We start from the raw sequence: 16,614 nt of genomic DNA on the forward strand, positions 1-16,614 counted from the left end.
GGGTGCGGGGGGGGGTGGGGGGGCTGGGCGGCGCGGTCGGGCGGGGTGGGGGGGGGCGGCCCCGGGGGGGGGCCGCCCCCCCGGCCCCCCCCCCCCCCCCCCGCGGGCCCCCCACGCCGGGCGGCGGGCACGGAGCCGTACCGACTGCTCGTCCAGCAGCCAGGAGGAGCCCTCGCCCGGCGTCGCCGGGAAGGGCCCGCACCGGCGGCCCGCCGAACCGATGTGCCGCGCCCCGCGTGTGCCGAGCACCGCAGCCGCCCTCGTGCGCTTTGATCTGTGTGGGAGATCCGTGCGGGAACGTCCGCCGAGGGCGGTTCCGGAGCGAGCCGTCGAAGGAGCGTGCGCCATGCCCGAGGAACAACCCCCGCCCACCCACTGGCTGTTCGGGGACCAGCTCGGGCCGCACTTCCTCGATCCGGCACGGGGCGGCCCGCACCGGAACGCACCGCTGCTGATGATCGAGTCCCGGAGCGTCTTCCGGCGGCGGCGCTTCCACCGGGCCAAGGCCCACCTCGTACTGTCGGCGATGCGCCACCGCGCCGCCGAACTCGGCGACCGCGTGCGGTACGTCAAGGCGGACACCTACCGCCAGGGTCTCCGCGAGGCGGTGGGGGAGGACCGGGTGACCGTGCGCCACCCCACGTCCCGCACGGCCCTCGACCTCGTACGCGGCCTGCCCTCCGTACGGGTGCTGCCGGCCCGCGGATTCCTCGTCACGCACGACGAGTTCCGCACCTGGGCGGACGGCCGGGGCACCAAGAGCCTCCGTCAGGAGGACTTCTACCGGTGGGTCCGCCAGACGCACGACCTGCTGATGGACGGCGACCGCCCGGCCGGCGGCAAGTGGAACCTGGACCACGACAACCGGGAGCCCCCGCCGCGCGGCGCCACCGACCTCGGCGTACCCGCGCCCTACCGCCCGAGGGAGAGCGACATCGACGCCGAGGTGCGGGACGACCTCGACCGGTGGGCGCGCGAGGGCGACGTCGAGTTCGTCGGCGAGGACGGACCGCGCGTCTTCCCGGCCACCCGCAGGGAGGCGCTCGCCGCACTGACCCGCTTCGTGGAACACCGGCTGGCCACGTTCGGCGCCCACGAGGACGCGGTCCTGGCCAAGGACCCGACGATGAGCCACAGCCTGCTCTCCGCCTCCCTCAACCTCGGCCTGCTGGACCCGGCCGAGTGCGTCGAGCGGGCGGAGGCCCGGTGGCGGTCGGGGGACGCGCCGCTCAACAGCGTCGAGGGGTTCGTCCGGCAGGTCGCCGGGTGGCGCGAGTACGTCTGGCACGTCTACTGGCACTTCGACGCGGAGTACCGCACGAGCAATGTGCTGCGCCACCACGAGCCGCTGCCCGACTGGTTCACCGACCTCGCGCCCGACGGCACCGGGGCGAACTGCCTCTCGCACACCCTGGAGCAGGTCCGTGCGACCGGCTGGACGCACCACATCCCGCGCCTGATGGTGCTGGGCAGCTTCGCCCTCCAGCGGGGATGGCAGCCGGAGGCCGTCACCGACTGGTTCCACCGGAGCTTCGTCGACGGCTACGACTGGGTCATGGTCCCGAACGTGGTGGGCATGTCCCAGTACGCCGACGGAGGCCGCATGACCACCAAGCCGTACACCTCGGGCGGCGCGTACATCGACCGGATGAGCGACCTGTGCGGCCCCTGCCGGTACAAGCCGTCGGTCCGCGTCGGCGAGGACGCCTGCCCCTTCACCGCCGGGTACTGGAACCTCCTGCACCGCCACCGCGACCGCTTCGAACGCAACGCGCGGATGACCCGCGCGGTTCGCGGCCTGGACCGTCTCAGCGACCTCGAAGCACTGCTGGAGCAGGAGCGCGAACGGCGGGACTGAGGGCACGGCAGCAGACCGGAACCCGCTGCCCGGAACCCGGTGCCAAGTGCCCGGTGCCCGGTGTCAGGGCCCGTCACGCGGTCCGCAGTGCCGAGAGCAGCCTTCGTAGAGCCTGCTGGGTGGCCGGCAGGTCCTCCGGGTTCCGCGATGCGGCCAGCCACAGCGCCGCCTCGTTCATCGCGCCCGACAGCAGGCGGACGAGCGGGGCGACCGGCTGGTCGGGGAGGGTGCCGTCGGCCACCAGTGAGTGCAGGGCGTCCGCCAGGTGGCGGGCCGACGACTCCTCGTCCATCGCGCGCCACTCGCTCCAGCCCAGGACCGCCGGGCCGTCGATCAGCATGATCTGCTGGACCTCGCGGTCCGCTCCCGCCGCGAGGAAGGTCTCGCAGCCCACGGTCAGCCGGTCCCACGGTTCCGCCTGCGCGTCGGCCGCGCGGGCCACCGCGGCGCCCACCTCCTGCTGCACCTCCGTCAGCACCGCGCGGAACAGATCCTCCTTGCTGTCGAACTGGTGGTAGAGCGCGCCCTTGGAGACACCGGCCGCCCGGACGATCTCCGCCAGCCCCACCGCCCCGTAGCCGGACGTGGCGAACAGCCGCCGCGCCTCCCGCAGCAGTGTGCGCCGCGTCTGCTCCTTCTGCCGCGCCCGGATTCCCTCGCCCGCCATCGCGCTCCCGCCCTCACTGTTGACCGACCGCCGGTATGTGAATAGCCTACTTCGCATTCCACCGGTATGTGAAAGAGGTAGGCCGTGCAGCTGACCAGCATGTATCCCGTGATCTGTACCGAGCACATCAAGGAGGCCCGCGACTTCTACACCGGGCTGCTCGGATTCGAGGTGACCTTCGAGGACGACTGGTACGTCAGCCTGCGCCGCCCGGGCGAGCACCCGTACGAACTGGCCCTCGTCCACCACCGCCACCCCACCTTGCCGGAGCCCTACCGGCGCCCGGTGCAGGGCCTGCTGCTGAACTTCGAGGTGACCGACGTGGACGCGGAGTGGCAGCGTCTGGTGGTCGAGGGCGGGCTGAAGCCCGAACTGGAGCTGCGCAGCGAGGACTTCGGGCAGCGTCACTTCATCGTCGCCGACCCGAGCGGCACGCTGATCGACGTCATCACACCGATCGCGCCCTCGGAGGAGTTCGCGGCGAAGTACGTCGAGGGCTGAGCCGGAGGCAGGGGAGGCGCTCGGCGGGCCGGAGCCCGGCAGATCGACTCGGCGGACCGTCCGGGGTGACCCGTCCAGGGCACGCGCGGTGGCAAACCAGGTGTCGTGAACGCCGTCGGCCGGTCCGGCACCTACGCTCGCCAGCGTCCCCGCCGGTGCCGGAGAGGAATCCCGGCCCGCCCCCTGGCCAGAACCCCCGGGAGCTCCATGTCGGCCGATCGCCCGCACCCCTCCGAGTCCGGCAAGAGCGCCGGGGCCCTGCTGGGCAACGTCAAGCTGTGGATCGCTCCCGGTGTGCTCAGCGGGCTGGTCGCCCTGTTCGTGTCACTGCTGTACATGGGCGGCATCCTCACGCCCGAGACCAGCATGAGCCGGCTGCCCATCGCCCTGGTCAACGAGGACACCGGCAAGCCGGCGCCGGGAGCGCGGGCGAACCTCGGCACCCAGGTCAGCTCGCAGATCATCGCCTCCACCCCGGGCGACAGGGTGCAGTGGCGCCGCCTGGACCACGCCGCCGCCCAGGACCAGCTCGCCTCCGGCAAGGCGTACGGCGTCCTGATCATCCCCGCCGACTTCACCGGCGCGGTGCGTTCCCTGGCCGGGCCGGAGGCGGAACGGCCGACGCTGACCGTGCTCACCAACCCCGGCATGGGCAGCCTCGGTTCGTCGATGGCCTCCAGGATCAGCGAACAGGCGGCCCACCGGGCGTCCGCCGCCGTGGGCAAGCAACTGCTGGCCACGCCGGAACTCTCCGGAGCCCCCTCCGCCACCCGCCTCCTGCTCGCCGACCCGGTGGCGGTGGAGACCCGGATCGGCCACCCGATCGGCACCCACAGCGGCATGGGGCTGAGCGCCTTCTACTACGTACTGCTCCTGGTCCTGGCCGGTTTCCTGAGCGCCAACATCATCCACAACTCCGTCGACACCGCGCTCGGCTACGCGGACGCCGAAATCGGCCCCTGGCACTCGCGGCACCGGACCGTTCCGATCAACCGCACCCAGACGCTGCTGCTCAAGATGTCCATGAGCGCGGGGCTGTGCGTCCCCATCACAGCCCTGGTGATGATCGCCTGCATCGTCGTCCTGGGCATGGACGCCCATCACCTGCCCATGCTCACCGCGTTCTCCTACTTCGCCTGTCTCGCCGTGGCCATCGGCGTCCAGGCGATCAACGCGGCGTTCGGCAGCATCGGCCAGCTCGTGTCGATGTTCGTCTTCATCGCCCTGGCCCTGCCGTCCTCCGGCGCGACCGTGCCCCTGGAGGCGGTGCCGGGCTTCTACCGCTTCCTCAGCGTCTTCGAACCGATGCACCAACTCGTCTCCGGAGTGCGGTCGATCCTGTACTTCGACGCACGGGCCGACGCCGGTCTCACCCGGGGCTGGATCATGATCGGAATCGGCATCGCCGCCGCGCTCGCCTTCGGTTTCCTCATGACCCGCTACTACGACCGCAAGGGCCTGCACCGGATGGTGCCGCAACCCGGCTGAGTTGCCGGGTGCGCGCGTACGGAATCGGGTGGGCGGGACCGTATCGGCGCGATCGTGTCGGCGACAGCGTGGGCGGAGAGCAGCCCAGCAGACCACGGCCCCCGGAACCGGACAACCGCCCCCGAGCGCCGCACATTTTGCGGACCCAGCCGCTCGCGGGAGGTAAGGGGTCACACTGTCGCCCGATGGGGCAGCGGTCGGCCTCTCCGAACGGTCGAGTGAGGTTTGCCGTGTGCGGGCGGAGGGTGAACGGCACGGCAGGGAGACCTAGTTCGGCCCTCGCCTCAGGAGCCCCATGGGCACCGTGCGGCTCCGTGGGCACCGTTCGGCCTCATGGACTCCGTAGCCAAGTCACGTCCATGCGCAGCTGCACCTGCTCCTGCTCCCGCTCCCGCACCCGCTCCCGAGACGGCGCGGCACGGTGGTGGTCCGCACCGACCGGCGGGCACCGTCAGTCGACGATCTGGTCCCCGTCGGGTACGTCTGCGACCGTGACCAGGTCGCGGGGCAGCCCGAGCCCCCGTGCGACCTCGCGGCCGAGCCCGTCGAAGTCCAGGCCGGTCGGGACCGGAATGTTCTCGCCGTCGCCGTAGCTCTCCACGGCCCTGGTGAAGTAGCTCGGGTGCCAGGCGCCCACGGCTCCCCTGACCTCGACAGCGGTCACGGGCCGCTCGCCGACGATCCCGGCGAGCGCGGCCAGGATCTCGTCGGACCGCAGTTCGCCGGGAACCCGGAACAGGCTGGCGTGCGCACCAGCCAGGCCGCCGTCACCGAGGCGCACGGTGACGGTGAGGCAGCTGGTGACGCTGGGGTAGGTGATCACGCCCCCGGGCCCGACCTCCTTGACCTGGCCCTCCGTGACAGTCGCCCGCGCCGGAACCGTCCGGCCGGCCGTCGCGGAAACCCCCGCCAGCGCTGCTGGAACGGCGGATTCGTACGCCTGGGCGGGGCCCCCGAGCCCGACCTGGCACGCGAGGAGCGCCGCCGGGAGGGCCAGGGCGCACACTGCGACACGTCCACGACCGGGGGTGCGGGCGGCCCGGAGCGGAATGCGGAACGGCCGGTGCGAGCGCACGGATTGTCTCCCGAGGGGGTAGGGGGTGGGGGGAGGGGTAGTGCACACCGCCCTCACCAGGGACGACGGCGAACGGACCACTGTACGGACCAGTCGGTAGCTGGGCGGAGGCGGGTCAGAGGCGGTTGGGGCCGGAGGCTAGGTTGTGCCGGTGAGCACCGGTCGAAGTAATGAGATCCGCACCCGCGAGGAGCTGGCCGCGTTCGTGCGCGACCTGCACGAGGAGTACTTGAGTCGCGGGCAGGACTGGGAGAACACCAACCTGGAGAGTTTCCTTGAGGCTCTCGCCGCGTGGATCGACAGCGCGGACCACTTGTACCGCAACCTCGGTGAAGACCTCCCGCCGCACGGCAACTGGAGCTTCTTCGCACGGAGTTTGGGTGCGGCCACGATGTACGAGTGACCGGCGACCCGTCGCGGGCCGCCCGAGCCTGACCTGCGCCCCGTGAGACGGACCTTCGGGCCCGTGCGCCGCGCCGACGATTCTCGCGCGGACGCCGATGCGTGCCGTGCCGTGCCGGGTCAGGCAGCGGGGCGGCGCGAGATCCGTGGGCAGGCGGCCTCCGGGCCGCCGCCGCGCGTGCGGGCGGCGACCGCCGCACCGCGACGCCGGTTCACTGCGGGCCGCTTCCGGTGCAGGGTTCTTCCGGCTGAACGACGCGTGTGAGAAGGCGCATGAGTTCGGCACGTTCGGCAGGCGTCAGAGCTGCGGTGAGCTCGTCGTTCGCCTCGCGGCCCAGCTTCTCCGACTGGCGCAGGCGGCGCTCTCCGTTCGGTGAGAGCGAGATGGCGTTCTTGCGGCGGTCCCTGGCGTCCGGGGCGCGCACCACCAGTTCTTCGTTCTGGAGGTCGTTGAGGATCGCCACCATGTCCTTGGGGTCGATGCCCAGACTGCGACCCAGCTCCGCCTGGGAGACGGGACCCAGCTCCGCGACGGCCGACAGCACGGCGTGATGCATCATCCGCATGCCCACCTCGGCGAGAGCTTCGGCGACGAGCCGGTGCCCCCGGGCCGCGGCACGGCCCAGGAGCCAGCTGGGGAGGGTGCGAATACGGGCAGGGGCGCGGGGAGTTTCGGGCATGGCGGCAGACTATCCGGAAATTCGTTGGGGGCACCTACGAATCTCCGCTAACGTTGGGTCTCCCAACGACCTGGAGGTGTGCATGCGGCGGGTTCGGTTCTACGAGTACGGCGGTCCGGAAGTGCTCCGGTGCGAGGACGCGGACGCCCCCGAGCCCGGCCCGGGGGAGCTGCTGGTGCGTACGGAGGCCATCGGCGTCACCCTCCCCTCCGTGCGCAAGGTCCGCGGCGAGGGCGGCGGGACTCCGCTCCCGGGAATCCTCGGCGGCGAGGTCGCCGGAACGGTGGTCGAACTCGGCCCGGACGTCACGGACTTCACGATCGGCGACCGCGTCACCTCGCTCACCTTCCGGGGCGGCTCGTACGCCGAACTGGCAGTCGTCCCCAGCACGATGGCGAGCCGCATACCCGACGGGGCGAGCGCCGCCCAGGCCGTCGCGCTGGTGCGCGGCGGGCACGTCGCCCTCGCGGTCCTCGCCACGGCCCTCCCTCTCGCGAGCGAATCGGTCCTGATCACGGGCGCCGCGAGCGGAGTGGGGCATCTCGCGGTCCAGCTGGCCAAACTGCAGGGCGTCGAACGGGTCGTCGCGGCCGTCGGATCTCCCGCCAAGGCGGAGTTCCTGCGCGGTCTCGGCGCCGACGAGGTCGCGACGTACGACAGCGCAGACTGGGGAGATCCCGTGGACGTCGTCCTGGACGGAGTCGGCGGAGAGCTGCTCCCGCGGGCCGTCGCCGCTCTCGCCCCCGGCGGGCGGCTCGTCTTCTTCAACTCGGGCGGCGGCACCGTACCCGCCTTCGACCTGCTGGCAGGGTCGAAGACCATCACCGGCCTCACCATGGCGAGGTTCGCCGGCACCCGGCGCGAGCTCTACGACGAGCACGGCGAGAGGCTGTGGAAGCTCGCCAGGTCCGGAGAGCTGAAGCCGGTCGTCCACGCCCGGATCCCGCTGGCCGAGGCGGCACGGGCGCACGAGATCATCGAGGCCCGAACGAACCTGGGGAAGGTCGTCCTGCTGCCGTGAGGTACGTGGCGGAGCGGCTTGGTGAAGCGGGGGCCGCCGGGTGTACGCGGGCTGAGGTTTTTTGCCGCTGACGGGACATCCGCCCTGGTCAGCTGCTTGGCTGGTCGGCCACGGCGCTGGCCGCTCCCTCCCGGAGGAGTCGCTGAAAGCGTCCTTGAACGAGTCGACTTCTTCCTTCCGTATTCGCAGAAGTAGTCATGGGTGCATACTCGGGATATGGCTGACACCACCGTGAAGATCGATTCCGAGACGCGGGACCGATTCGCCACCATCGCCGCCGCCCGAGGGCAGAGCGTGCGCGCCTATCTCGCCGAACTGGCCGTGCAGGAGGAGAACCAGCTCGCCCTGGGCCGGGCCACCGCCGAGTTCCGTGCGGCCGTCACCAGGCCCGGCGTCGCGGAGTCCTTCGACCGCGACTTCGGCGGCCTCCCCACGCCCGTCCACCGCGCGCACCGGGCGGCCTGACGTTGGACCTGCACATCGACGTGCGCTGGCTGCTCGACCGACAGGAAGAACTCCTCGGCAAGGAACTGGCCGTTCTGGACTACTCGGCACTGGTCGCCGCGGTGGCCCGGCACCGGGTGAACACCCCGCAATTGGCGGTCGGCGCCCCCGACGCCCACTGGCGGGCCGCCGCACTCCTGGAGCAACTCGTACTCCTACGGCCGCTGCCTGCCCGCAACGAGTACTTCGGCTACGGAGTGGCCCTCGCCTACCTCCGCGCCTCCGGGCAGCACATCGACGACGCGTACGAGCCGTGGCGCGACCTCATCCGGGACATCCAGGCACTGCGGGTGAACGTCTACGACATCGCCGACCGGCTGCGCTCGCTGAGCCCGCCGCTCTGACGGGCAACCGGGCGGGGCCACCCGGCCCGTCAGCGGGTCACGACGGCGCGCCGGCCCGCTTCCCGGACGACGCGGTCCGCCGTCTCCTCGGGGGTGAGCGCGGCCGTGTCGAACCACCAGCCGGCATCGCCGAGTTCGCGCTTCATGGCGGCATCGAGATCCTCATAGCCGTCGAAGTCGAACCGTTCCCGGGGATCGCGGAGGGTGTTGCGGTACCGGCAGACCTCGATGCCCGGTGTGAGAACGACGAACAGGACCCGCCGGACGGGCAGGAGAGAGACGAAGAAGTCCAACTGCGCTCGGTCGGGGATCACCCAGTCGATCACGGGAGTGAAGCCGGCGTCCGAGAAGTTGTTCGCCAGCGTGCACAGATTGCGGTTGCACAGCTCCACCTGCCGTGCCGCCTCATCGGCCGGTTCGCCGAGGGCCCCGACACGACCGCTGACGACCAGCCTGCTGACGAAGTCACCGTCGAGCCGGGCGGCGCGCGGCAGCCGCTCGGCAACGAGCCTGGTCACCGTCGACTTCCCGGCGCCCGGCATCCCCGTCACGATCAGGCAGTCCGAAGTCTCAGAAGCGATCACGCCCGCAATGGTGTCATCGCGCTCCGGCGGTCGGCAATCGTTTAAGTACGCTCCGTCGCCGTGCGAGCGGCAATCGCCGCCGTGGCGCCACCCGCGAGCCAGGTGAACCGTTGTGCCACTGGCAGGGGCCGGACGGGGTTCGGCCGGCGGACCGGTATGGGGATGCACTTGAACAGGAAGAACAAGCTCCTGGCAGCGGGAGCCGTGGCGGTCGCGGTTCTCGCGGCAGGGGGTTGGGCGGGGTATCAGTACCTGGCAGCGCAGGCCGGGCCCGGGTGCAGTCTGCGGGGGTACGACGCCAGGAGCCCGGCGAGCACCGCTCCGTTCGCGGAAGACGTCTTCACCGGACGCGTCCTGGAGTTCGAGGAGCGGACGGAACTGGAGGACCTGCCCACGGACGTCTACCGGGTCGAGGTGGAGTCGGTACTGCGCGGTGACGTGCGGGGCACCGTGCGCGTCACCTTCGCGCCGGACGAGGAGCCCGCACGGCGGCTGGCGGACGGTGTGACGTACGTGTTCGCGACCCAGGAGGCCAAGGAGTACGTGGAGGACAGCCAGGCACAGTTGTTCCAGGGGGAGATGAAGCCTGCCGACGGAGCACAGCTGCGTGTGTGGAAGAGAGCCGCCGCGCTTCCCGTGCTGACGGCCTGAGTATGTCCGGGGGTGTCCGGCAGTGGGGGCCGGTCCAGGATGAGCGCTGCTACTCAGGTCAGCGGCGCCGCTGTGCCCGATGATGACGATCAACATCGTCCAGTGCAGGGGAACGACACATGCTCAGCCGTCTCGCCGACATCCTCATGCCCGCCGTGGGGCGGCTCACGGTCACCACCGACGCCGGTGCCGAACTCGCCCCCGGCAGCATCATCACCGCGAACCACACCTCGCTCGCCGACCCCGCGGTCCTGCTCGCCGCACTGCACCGCCTCGGTGTGCGGCCGGTCGTCATGGCGACCGCCGGGCTCTGGCGCGTACCGGTACTCGGCGGCATGCTCGCCCGCGAGGGACACATCCCCGTACACCGCGGGGACCGGCGCGCTGCACGCTCCCTGGACGGAGCAGTGGAAGCGCTGGAGCGCGGACGGCTGGTCCTGATCTACGCCGAGGGCGGTCTCCCGCGCCGGACCGATGTCGCGGAGGCCGCCCCGGGGGACTTCCGGTCCGGTTTGTCCCGGCTGGCACAGCGCACCGGGGCTCCGGTGGTGCCCGTGGGCCAGGCCGGTGCCCGTCGGGTCACCTCGGGAAGCAGGCCCAAGCAACTCGCGGGCCTGCTCACCGCACCGTTGCGCCGCCCGGATCTCCATGTGCACGTGGGGGCGCCGATCGAGCTGACGGCGGAGGGCGCTTCGGGGACCGGACGGGCCCACGCGGCGGTGACGGCCGCCTGGCGGACCGCGGCGGCGCAGCTCGGCGAGCCGGCCGCGCTCGCCGCGTAGGCGGAGTCAGTCGTACGCCGTTGGGTTTCCGCGGGCGGTGTGTGCGGGCCTGCCCGCGCGGTCTCGGAGAGGAACCCCGGGGCCGGGACACGTGGGCGCCACGGCCCCAGGGCTCCGTGTGCGGTCAGGGCCGGTACGGCCGCCGGGGCGGAGGCCCGCTCCGGGGCCGGACCCGGCGCCCGTACCGCACCCGGCTCAGCACCTGGCGGAAGCAGGCAGGTGCTGAGCCGGGTGCGGTACGGGCGCCGGGTCAGCACCTGGCGGAAGCAGGCAGGTTGGCGTACTCGTTGCCCTTGAAGTAGACCGCGCTGCTGAATCCGTCGGCGAAGGCGATCCAGATGTTGTTGGTGTAGCCGTTGTCGGTGATGGTCTCGCCGCGCGTCCAGCAGTAGGCCTGGTAGGCCCGGCCCGGCGTCAAGGTGGCGAGGTAGTCGCTGCTCGAATTGGGCAGCTTGCGGACGTTGACGCCCGTGTAGGGCACGACGGTGTACGACTGTTCGGCCGACGGCGCGGCCACGGCGACGGCTCCTGGAGCCAGTACGACGACTGCGGCCGTGAGTGCGGCGACGGCGGTCGGCCTGCGAAGCATGACGGTCTCCCTCGTGTGGTGCGGCACGGTGCTTCCCGGAGTGCTGCCTCGGTCGGTGACCCTGTGCGCCCGCACGCCTTACTGCTCGGCGCAGTGGCCCCCCGTGGGCCGTCGGCGTTGCGACGACTGCGGGAGCGGCGACTGCCACGACGGTGCCCAGGGTTTCCCGGTTCCTCGTGCGGTGTCTCCGAGGCTTGTGGAACCCGGGCAACGATCGCCGTTGCGGTGCGCGGGCGGCAATCCCTTCGCTCCTGCTTGAAAGCATGGCTGCCCGGTCCGCTTCCCCGCTTCCCCGCTGTGCCGGCGTGCGGGTGTGCTGGTGTGCGGGCGTTGGCGAGCAGCGACCCGCGCCTGGGCGGGTGCCGTCGTCAGTCGCCCCCGCCGCCACCGCTGTCGCCGCCTCCGCCTCCGTCGCTCCCGCCGCCTCCGTCGCCGCCGTCCCCTCCGTCGGAGCCCCAGCCGTCCGAGCCGCCCGACTCGTTGTCGTCGCTGCCGCTGCCGAGATTGCTGAACCAGGAGCGGTCCCAGGCGTCGGCGGTGGCGAACGGCTCGCCGTCGAGGGTCTCCGGGCGCAGCAGCCGGAAGCGGGCCGTGCCGGTGGTGTCACCCATGCCGAAGGCGACCGCGAACGCCTGGGCCATGACCGCGTCCAACGGGTCCGGGGTCTCGTAACGTACGGCCGCCAGCGGCAACAGCACCGTGCCGGGCTCCGGCTGTGCGCGGCGCGGCGGTCGCTGCAACAGGGCGACCCTGTGCTCGCCGCGCATCAGCCAGGAACTCGTGGAGTCGGCCCGCCGCAGTTCCCAGACACCCTGGGGGAGGTGCGCCTGCGTGAAACTCTTCGACTTGCGCAGCTTCTTCTTCAGGACCAGGACGGCCGGTATGTCACCGACGGTCATCCGCAGCCCCTGCGACTGGTCGGCGCTACTGCTCACCACGCCGTGCGGCGCCCGGATCCGTACGGTGGGAGCTCCGGGCCCCCACACGTCCACCCGCACCAGGCGGCGGTCCACCGCGACGCCCACCGGCCCGGCGGGGCCGTGCGCGTACCGCCGGGCCATCCACAGCGGCACTCCCTCCGCCCTCGCCCGCTCCGCGACCAGGTGCATGTGCGCGGGCCCACCGCAGCTGTGCACCGCCAACCGGCCGAGCCCCTGGGCGAATTCGGCGGCCTGGCGGACCTTCACGGGTGTCGTGGTGCCGGTGACGCGGGTGACCGGGACGACACCGGGACCCGCGGGCAGCCGGCCCAGGGGGCGTTCCGTACCGCCGCCACCGAGCCAGTTGCCGCGGTGGAAAGCGTCGGCCATGGCCGGCAGGTTCAACTCGCTCAGCGGCGTGACCTTGCCACCCTGCCGCAGGTCCGTCTCCGACAGTTCCACGGTCCGCGCCAGCGGATTCCAGGACCGTTCCGTGTAGAGCGCCTGGCTCATGCCATCCCCCGTGTTCGTGCTGTTCAGCGATGGAGCCTATCGAGCATCAGGACGCGCTCGAACACCGTCCGGTTTCCTGTGCCCGGCATCGGCGACACGGGATGTTGCCGGTGGCTCGGGAATGTCAGTCCGTTCGGATGCGGGCGTGCAGGTGCATGTCGTGCCGGCCGTCCTCGTGCACGGCGGCACTGCGTCTGGTGCCTTCCAGGAGGTACCCGGACTTGAGGGCGACCCTGCACGAGGCGTGGTTGCGGGTGGAGTGGTCCAGTTCCAGGCGGTGGAAGCCGATGTCCTCAAGGGCCCAGGCGGTGAGTGCGCCCACGGCGTGCGGGGCGACACCGGCGCCGCGCGCGGCGGGCAGCACCCAGTAGGCCACGTCGGCCGTACCGTCGTCGAAGTCCAGGCCGCGCAGTGCGAGTCGGCCGACTGCCCCCTCGCCGTCCCGGGTGATGGCCCAGTGGCCGCCCTTCTCACGTGCCCAGTCCTGGCGATATGCCTGGAACCACTCCAGGGCGTGGGTCTCGGACGACGGCCTGCGGGTGTGCCAGCGGCGGATCTCCTCGTCCTGATAGGCAGCCAGGAACGCGGGTACGTCGGCCTCCGCCCAGGGGCGCAGCAGAAGGCCCCCGGGGGCGGCGAGCACGGGCTGCGGTGAACTCCCCAGCGAGCCGGGGACGATGACGGGCGGCGTCGACAGGGCGCGAGTCATGAACCATGATCGCCCGACGCCGGCCACCTGCGTCAAGGCAGGGGACGAGGTGAGTGCCCGGGGGAAGGCGACGCACGGGCGAGAGTCCGTCCGCGTCGAGGTGACGGACACGGCGAGCGCGTCGAGGCAGGCGGACGCCCGCACGTCACGCGGGCCCTGGCCGGGGCACGCTCAGCGGTCGGCGAGTGCCCGGATCTCGGCGGCGATCAGTCCGGGTTCCTCCTCGGCCATGAAGTGCCCGCAGGACACCGTGCGGTGCTCCAGTTCGTCGGCCCAGGCGCTCCACAGGCCCTGGGCGTGGTAGCCGAGTGCGGCGCCCCAGTCCTGCTGGAGGACCGTCACCGGCATGGCCAGCCGGTTGCCCGCCTCCCTGTCGACCGTGTCGTGTTCCACGTCCACACCGGCCGAGGCGCGGTAGTCGGCGACGATGGAGGGGACGGCCGCCGCGGACGCGGCGAGGTAGTGGGCCCGGACGTCGGCGGGGATCGCGTCCGGATTCTGCGTCCAGGCGTCGAGGAAGTACCCGAAGAAGGGGTCGGCGGCGGCCCGGATCATTTCCTCGGGAAGGCCGGGGGCCTGGGCCATCAGGTAGAGGTGGAAGCCGACCGCCGCGGAGACCCCGTGCAGCGCGTCCCACATGTCGAGGGTCGGCAGGACGTCCAGGAACAGGGCCCGGGAGACGGCGTCCGGGTGGTCCATGGCGGTACGGAAGGCGACCAGGGCGCCGCGGTCGTGCCCGGCCAGGGCGAAGCGGTCGTGTCCCATTGCGGCGGCGAGGCGTACGACGTCTCTGGCCATGGTCCGCTTGGAGTAGACGTCCGGGCCGGTGCCGGCGGGCTTGTCGCTCGCGCCGTAGCCGCGCAGGTCGGGGCAGATGACCGTGTGGTCGGTGGCCAGGTCGGCGGCGACGTGCCGCCACATCAGGTGGGTCTGCGGGAAGCCGTGCAGCAGGACGACCGGGGTGCCCGCGCCGCCGACGGCGACATTCAGCGCGACGCCGTCGTCGACGCGCACGCGTTGCTCGGTGAAACCGGGGATGCTCGGAGAGGTCACAGTGACTCCTGTGGTTCGTGGCACAGTGGACGTTCCCGGGCCGTCGGTCCGGGTCGTCCGGGGACGTCACCCAGGTTGCGGGCCCCGGATCAGCGATCGATGAGTGGACACATGCGGCACCCCGCGGGGACGGCGCCGCCCGCGAAAGGACGTGCCGTGGGCGTGGAGTTCGGAGTGCTCGGACCGGTGGCCGCCCGGGACGCCGACGGCACCCCGGTTCCGCTCGGCGGGCCCCGCCACCGCGAGGTGCTGGGCCGGCTGCTGATCGCCCGGGGCCGGGTGGTGCCGGTGGCGCGGCTGGTGGCGGACCTGTGGCCCGACGGGCCTCCGGCGAGCGCGGTGGGTGCGGTCCGTACGTTCGTGGCGGCGCTGCGCCGTGCGCTGGAACCCGGCCGCCCCTCCCGGCAGCCGTCGCGCCTGCTGGTCACCGACGGTCCCGGCTACGCCTTGCGCGCCGGACGTGAAGCGGTGGACGCCTGGCGGTTCGAGGACCTCGTCGCGCGGGCCGCCCAGGCGGCGCCCCGCACGGCCGTCGCCCTGTGGAACGAGGCGCTCGCCTGCTGGCGGGGGCCGGTACTGGCCGATTTCCCCGCCGCCGGGTGGGCCGCCGCCGAACGCGCCCGGCTGGAGGCGCTGCGCCTGGACGCGGTCGAGCGGCGTGCGGACGCCCTGCTGGCCACCGGCGCGGCCCGTGACGCGGTCGCCGATCTGCGGGCCCACGTCGCGGCCCACCCCGGCAGGGAGGACGGCTGGGTCCTGCTGGCCACCGCGCTCGACCGTGCCGGACGGCGCGGCGAGGCCGTGGAGGCGCTGGCCCAGGCACGTACCGCCCTCACCGGTGCGGGAGGTGCGGGAGGCCCGGGAGGCGGAGGCGCCTTGGCGCGTACCGAGGCGCGCATCCTCAGCGGTACGGCGGACTCCGCGGCGGAACCGGCCGGTGCGGCGGACAGCGTCTGGAACCGGGCGGCGGCGTCCTGGGACCGTTCGGTGCCCGCCCGGTCCCGGGCCCGGCTGCACGCCACCGCCGGCCTGCTGCGCGACCTCGCGGTGACCGGCCCGGACGGCCTGTCGGAGGCGCGCCGGCACCGCCAGGACCTGGTCTCGGCGGCGGAGACGACCGGCGACCCGGAACTGGCCGCGCGGATCATCGGCTCCTACGACGTCCCCGCGGTGTGGACCCGCGCCGACGACCCCGACGGAGCCGGTGAACTGTCCCGGGCCGCCGCCCGCGCCGCCGCCCGGCTCGGCCACGACGGCCCGGCCGCGCTGCGCGCCCGGCTGCTGTCCGTGGTGGCGGTCGAGTCCCGGGGCGACGCCGCCGCCGACACCCCGCCGCCCCGGGCCTCCGCCGCCCCCGTCACCGAACCGTGGCGGGCCCGCGCCGAACGCGCCGCCGAGGAGGCCACCCGGATCGCCCGACGCCTGGGTGACCCCGCCCTGCTCGCGTTCGCCCTCAACGGCGTCTTCATGCAGTCGTTCGCCGACTGCGGCTCCGCGTCCCGCCGGAACGCCCTCGGCGGCGAACTGACCCGGCTGGCCGTCGAGCACCAGCTCTCCGGGCACGAGGTCCTCGGCCGCATCGTCCGCCTCCAGGCACTGTCCGGACTCGGCGACTTCGCGGCGGCGGACGCCGAGGCCGAGGAGATCGACCGGCTCGCCCACCGCCACGAACGGCCGCTCGCCGAGGTGTTCACCGCCTGGTACCGGGCCCTGCGCACCTGCGAGACCGAGGGCTGGCCGGCCGCCCGCCCCCGGTACGCGCAGGTCCTGGCGGCGACCGCCGACTGCGGTATGCCCGGACTGACCCGGGGGGCCGCCGCCCTCGTCGCCCTGGTTCCCGTCCTGCGGGGCGACGGCCTGCCCGACCCCCGCGACCTCGCCCACCTCGACCAGGGCCCGTACCGCCCCTGGACCGAACCCCTGCTGCTCGCCGCCTCGGGCGCCACCGAAGCGGCCCACCGGGCACTGACGGAGGTGCCCCGGCCCCCGCACGACCTCCTCCAGGAGGCCCTGTGGTGCGTACTCGCCCGCGCCGCCGGAGCCGTCGGCCATCTGCCGCTCCTGCGCCGGGCCCGGACCGAACTCACCGCCGCGGAGGCCGAGTACGCCGGGGCGGGCAGCGGCCTGATCTCCTTCGGCCCGGTCGCCCACCACCTTGCGGCCACCGCCACCGCACTCGACGAACCCGCCCGCCCCACTACGGGGCGGGCCGACGGCGGTACGTAGGTGCCGTCGGACCCCTTTCGGGAGGGCCGACGGCGGTACGCGAGTAC

At 72.8% G+C, this 16,614-nt stretch carries 18 protein-coding genes; 10 read left to right on the forward strand and 8 right to left on the reverse strand.

Annotated features, from left to right (window positions below):
• Positions 1-346: 346 nt before the first annotated feature.
• Positions 347-1,858, forward strand: coding sequence for a cryptochrome/photolyase family protein (locus tag ACFYVL_RS41650; RefSeq protein WP_389254805.1), 1,512 nt, complete (start codon positions 347-349; stop codon positions 1,856-1,858).
• A gap of 73 nt (positions 1,859-1,931) precedes the next feature.
• On the opposite strand, the gene ACFYVL_RS41655 is transcribed toward ACFYVL_RS41650, so the two are convergent.
• The gene (locus tag ACFYVL_RS41655; RefSeq protein ID WP_389254807.1) at positions 1,932-2,525 is read right to left on the reverse strand and encodes a TetR/AcrR family transcriptional regulator; all 594 of its coding nucleotides are present in this window, start codon (positions 2,523-2,525) and stop codon (positions 1,932-1,934) included.
• A gap of 84 nt (positions 2,526-2,609) precedes the next feature.
• Here ACFYVL_RS41655 and ACFYVL_RS41660 point away from each other — a divergent pair, with 84 nt between their 5' ends.
• On the forward strand, positions 2,610-3,026 hold the full coding sequence (locus ACFYVL_RS41660) for a VOC family protein (RefSeq protein WP_389254809.1): 417 nt from the start codon (positions 2,610-2,612) through the stop codon (positions 3,024-3,026).
• A gap of 207 nt (positions 3,027-3,233) precedes the next feature.
• Positions 3,234-4,514 (forward strand): YhgE/Pip domain-containing protein, encoded by a 1,281-nt coding sequence (locus tag ACFYVL_RS41665; protein ID WP_389254811.1) that lies wholly within the window; start codon positions 3,234-3,236, stop codon positions 4,512-4,514.
• Between the two features lie 451 nt (positions 4,515-4,965).
• Here ACFYVL_RS41665 and ACFYVL_RS41670 read toward each other — a convergent pair whose 3' ends face one another.
• On the reverse strand, positions 4,966-5,337 hold the full coding sequence (locus ACFYVL_RS41670; RefSeq protein ID WP_389254813.1) for a hypothetical protein: 372 nt from the start codon (positions 5,335-5,337) through the stop codon (positions 4,966-4,968).
• Between the two features lie 403 nt (positions 5,338-5,740).
• Between ACFYVL_RS41670 and ACFYVL_RS41675 the strand changes: the two genes are divergently transcribed.
• Entirely contained in the window at positions 5,741-5,992 is a 252-nt protein-coding gene (locus ACFYVL_RS41675; protein WP_389254815.1) for a hypothetical protein, read from the forward strand.
• A 211-nt stretch (positions 5,993-6,203) separates the two neighbouring features.
• On the opposite strand, the gene ACFYVL_RS41680 is transcribed toward ACFYVL_RS41675, so the two are convergent.
• Complete coding sequence (locus tag ACFYVL_RS41680; RefSeq protein WP_389254817.1) at positions 6,204-6,671, reverse strand: MarR family winged helix-turn-helix transcriptional regulator; 468 nt, start codon at positions 6,669-6,671, stop codon at positions 6,204-6,206.
• Positions 6,672-6,753: 82 nt separating this feature from the next.
• Between ACFYVL_RS41680 and ACFYVL_RS41685 the strand changes: the two genes are divergently transcribed.
• The 3 genes from ACFYVL_RS41685 (at position 6,754) to ACFYVL_RS41695 (ending at position 8,540) form a co-directional block, all read left to right on the forward strand.
• Positions 6,754-7,692, forward strand: a complete 939-nt coding sequence (locus ACFYVL_RS41685) for a zinc-binding alcohol dehydrogenase family protein (RefSeq protein ID WP_389254820.1) — start codon at positions 6,754-6,756, stop codon at positions 7,690-7,692.
• A gap of 216 nt (positions 7,693-7,908) precedes the next feature.
• Positions 7,909-8,157, forward strand: a complete 249-nt coding sequence (locus ACFYVL_RS41690) for an antitoxin MazE7 (RefSeq protein WP_389254822.1) — start codon at positions 7,909-7,911, stop codon at positions 8,155-8,157.
• A gap of 2 nt (positions 8,158-8,159) precedes the next feature.
• Positions 8,160-8,540 (forward strand): toxin Doc, encoded by a 381-nt coding sequence (locus ACFYVL_RS41695; protein WP_389254824.1) that lies wholly within the window; start codon positions 8,160-8,162, stop codon positions 8,538-8,540.
• Between the two features lie 29 nt (positions 8,541-8,569).
• Here ACFYVL_RS41695 and ACFYVL_RS41700 read toward each other — a convergent pair whose 3' ends face one another.
• Positions 8,570-9,124 carry an AAA family ATPase gene (locus ACFYVL_RS41700; RefSeq protein WP_389254826.1) on the reverse strand — a complete coding sequence of 185 codons (555 nt, stop codon included), beginning with the start codon at positions 9,122-9,124 and terminating at the stop codon, positions 8,570-8,572.
• 168 nt (positions 9,125-9,292) lie between these two features.
• On the opposite strand from ACFYVL_RS41700, the gene ACFYVL_RS41705 reads away from it, so the two are divergent.
• Entirely contained in the window at positions 9,293-9,775 is a 483-nt protein-coding gene (locus tag ACFYVL_RS41705; protein WP_389254828.1) for a hypothetical protein, read from the forward strand.
• 119 nt (positions 9,776-9,894) lie between these two features.
• Positions 9,895-10,557: a lysophospholipid acyltransferase family protein gene (locus ACFYVL_RS41710; protein ID WP_389254830.1), complete on the forward strand. Its 663-nt coding sequence runs from the start codon at positions 9,895-9,897 to the stop codon at positions 10,555-10,557.
• 250 nt (positions 10,558-10,807) lie between these two features.
• Here the strand turns inward: ACFYVL_RS41710 and ACFYVL_RS41715 are convergent, their stop codons facing one another.
• The 4 genes from ACFYVL_RS41715 to ACFYVL_RS41730 form a co-directional block, all read right to left on the reverse strand.
• Complete coding sequence (locus ACFYVL_RS41715; protein WP_389254832.1) at positions 10,808-11,146, reverse strand: SH3 domain-containing protein; 339 nt, start codon at positions 11,144-11,146, stop codon at positions 10,808-10,810.
• A gap of 368 nt (positions 11,147-11,514) precedes the next feature.
• A complete protein-coding gene (locus ACFYVL_RS41720) occupies positions 11,515-12,579 on the reverse strand; it encodes a hypothetical protein (protein WP_389254834.1) in 1,065 nt (354 codons plus the stop codon).
• 124 nt (positions 12,580-12,703) lie between these two features.
• Positions 12,704-13,288 (reverse strand): GNAT family N-acetyltransferase, encoded by a 585-nt coding sequence (locus ACFYVL_RS41725; protein ID WP_389254836.1) that lies wholly within the window; start codon positions 13,286-13,288, stop codon positions 12,704-12,706.
• A 171-nt stretch (positions 13,289-13,459) separates the two neighbouring features.
• Complete coding sequence (locus ACFYVL_RS41730) at positions 13,460-14,341, reverse strand: alpha/beta fold hydrolase (protein WP_389254838.1); 882 nt, start codon at positions 14,339-14,341, stop codon at positions 13,460-13,462.
• Positions 14,342-14,497: 156 nt separating this feature from the next.
• Here ACFYVL_RS41730 and ACFYVL_RS41735 point away from each other — a divergent pair, with 156 nt between their 5' ends.
• On the forward strand, positions 14,498-16,567 hold the full coding sequence (locus ACFYVL_RS41735; protein WP_389254840.1) for a BTAD domain-containing putative transcriptional regulator: 2,070 nt from the start codon (positions 14,498-14,500) through the stop codon (positions 16,565-16,567).
• The last annotated feature ends 47 nt before the right edge of the window (positions 16,568-16,614 follow it).

The organism is Streptomyces sp. NPDC004111, from assembly GCF_042874215.1.
Classification (GTDB): domain Bacteria; phylum Actinomycetota; class Actinomycetes; order Streptomycetales; family Streptomycetaceae; genus Streptomyces.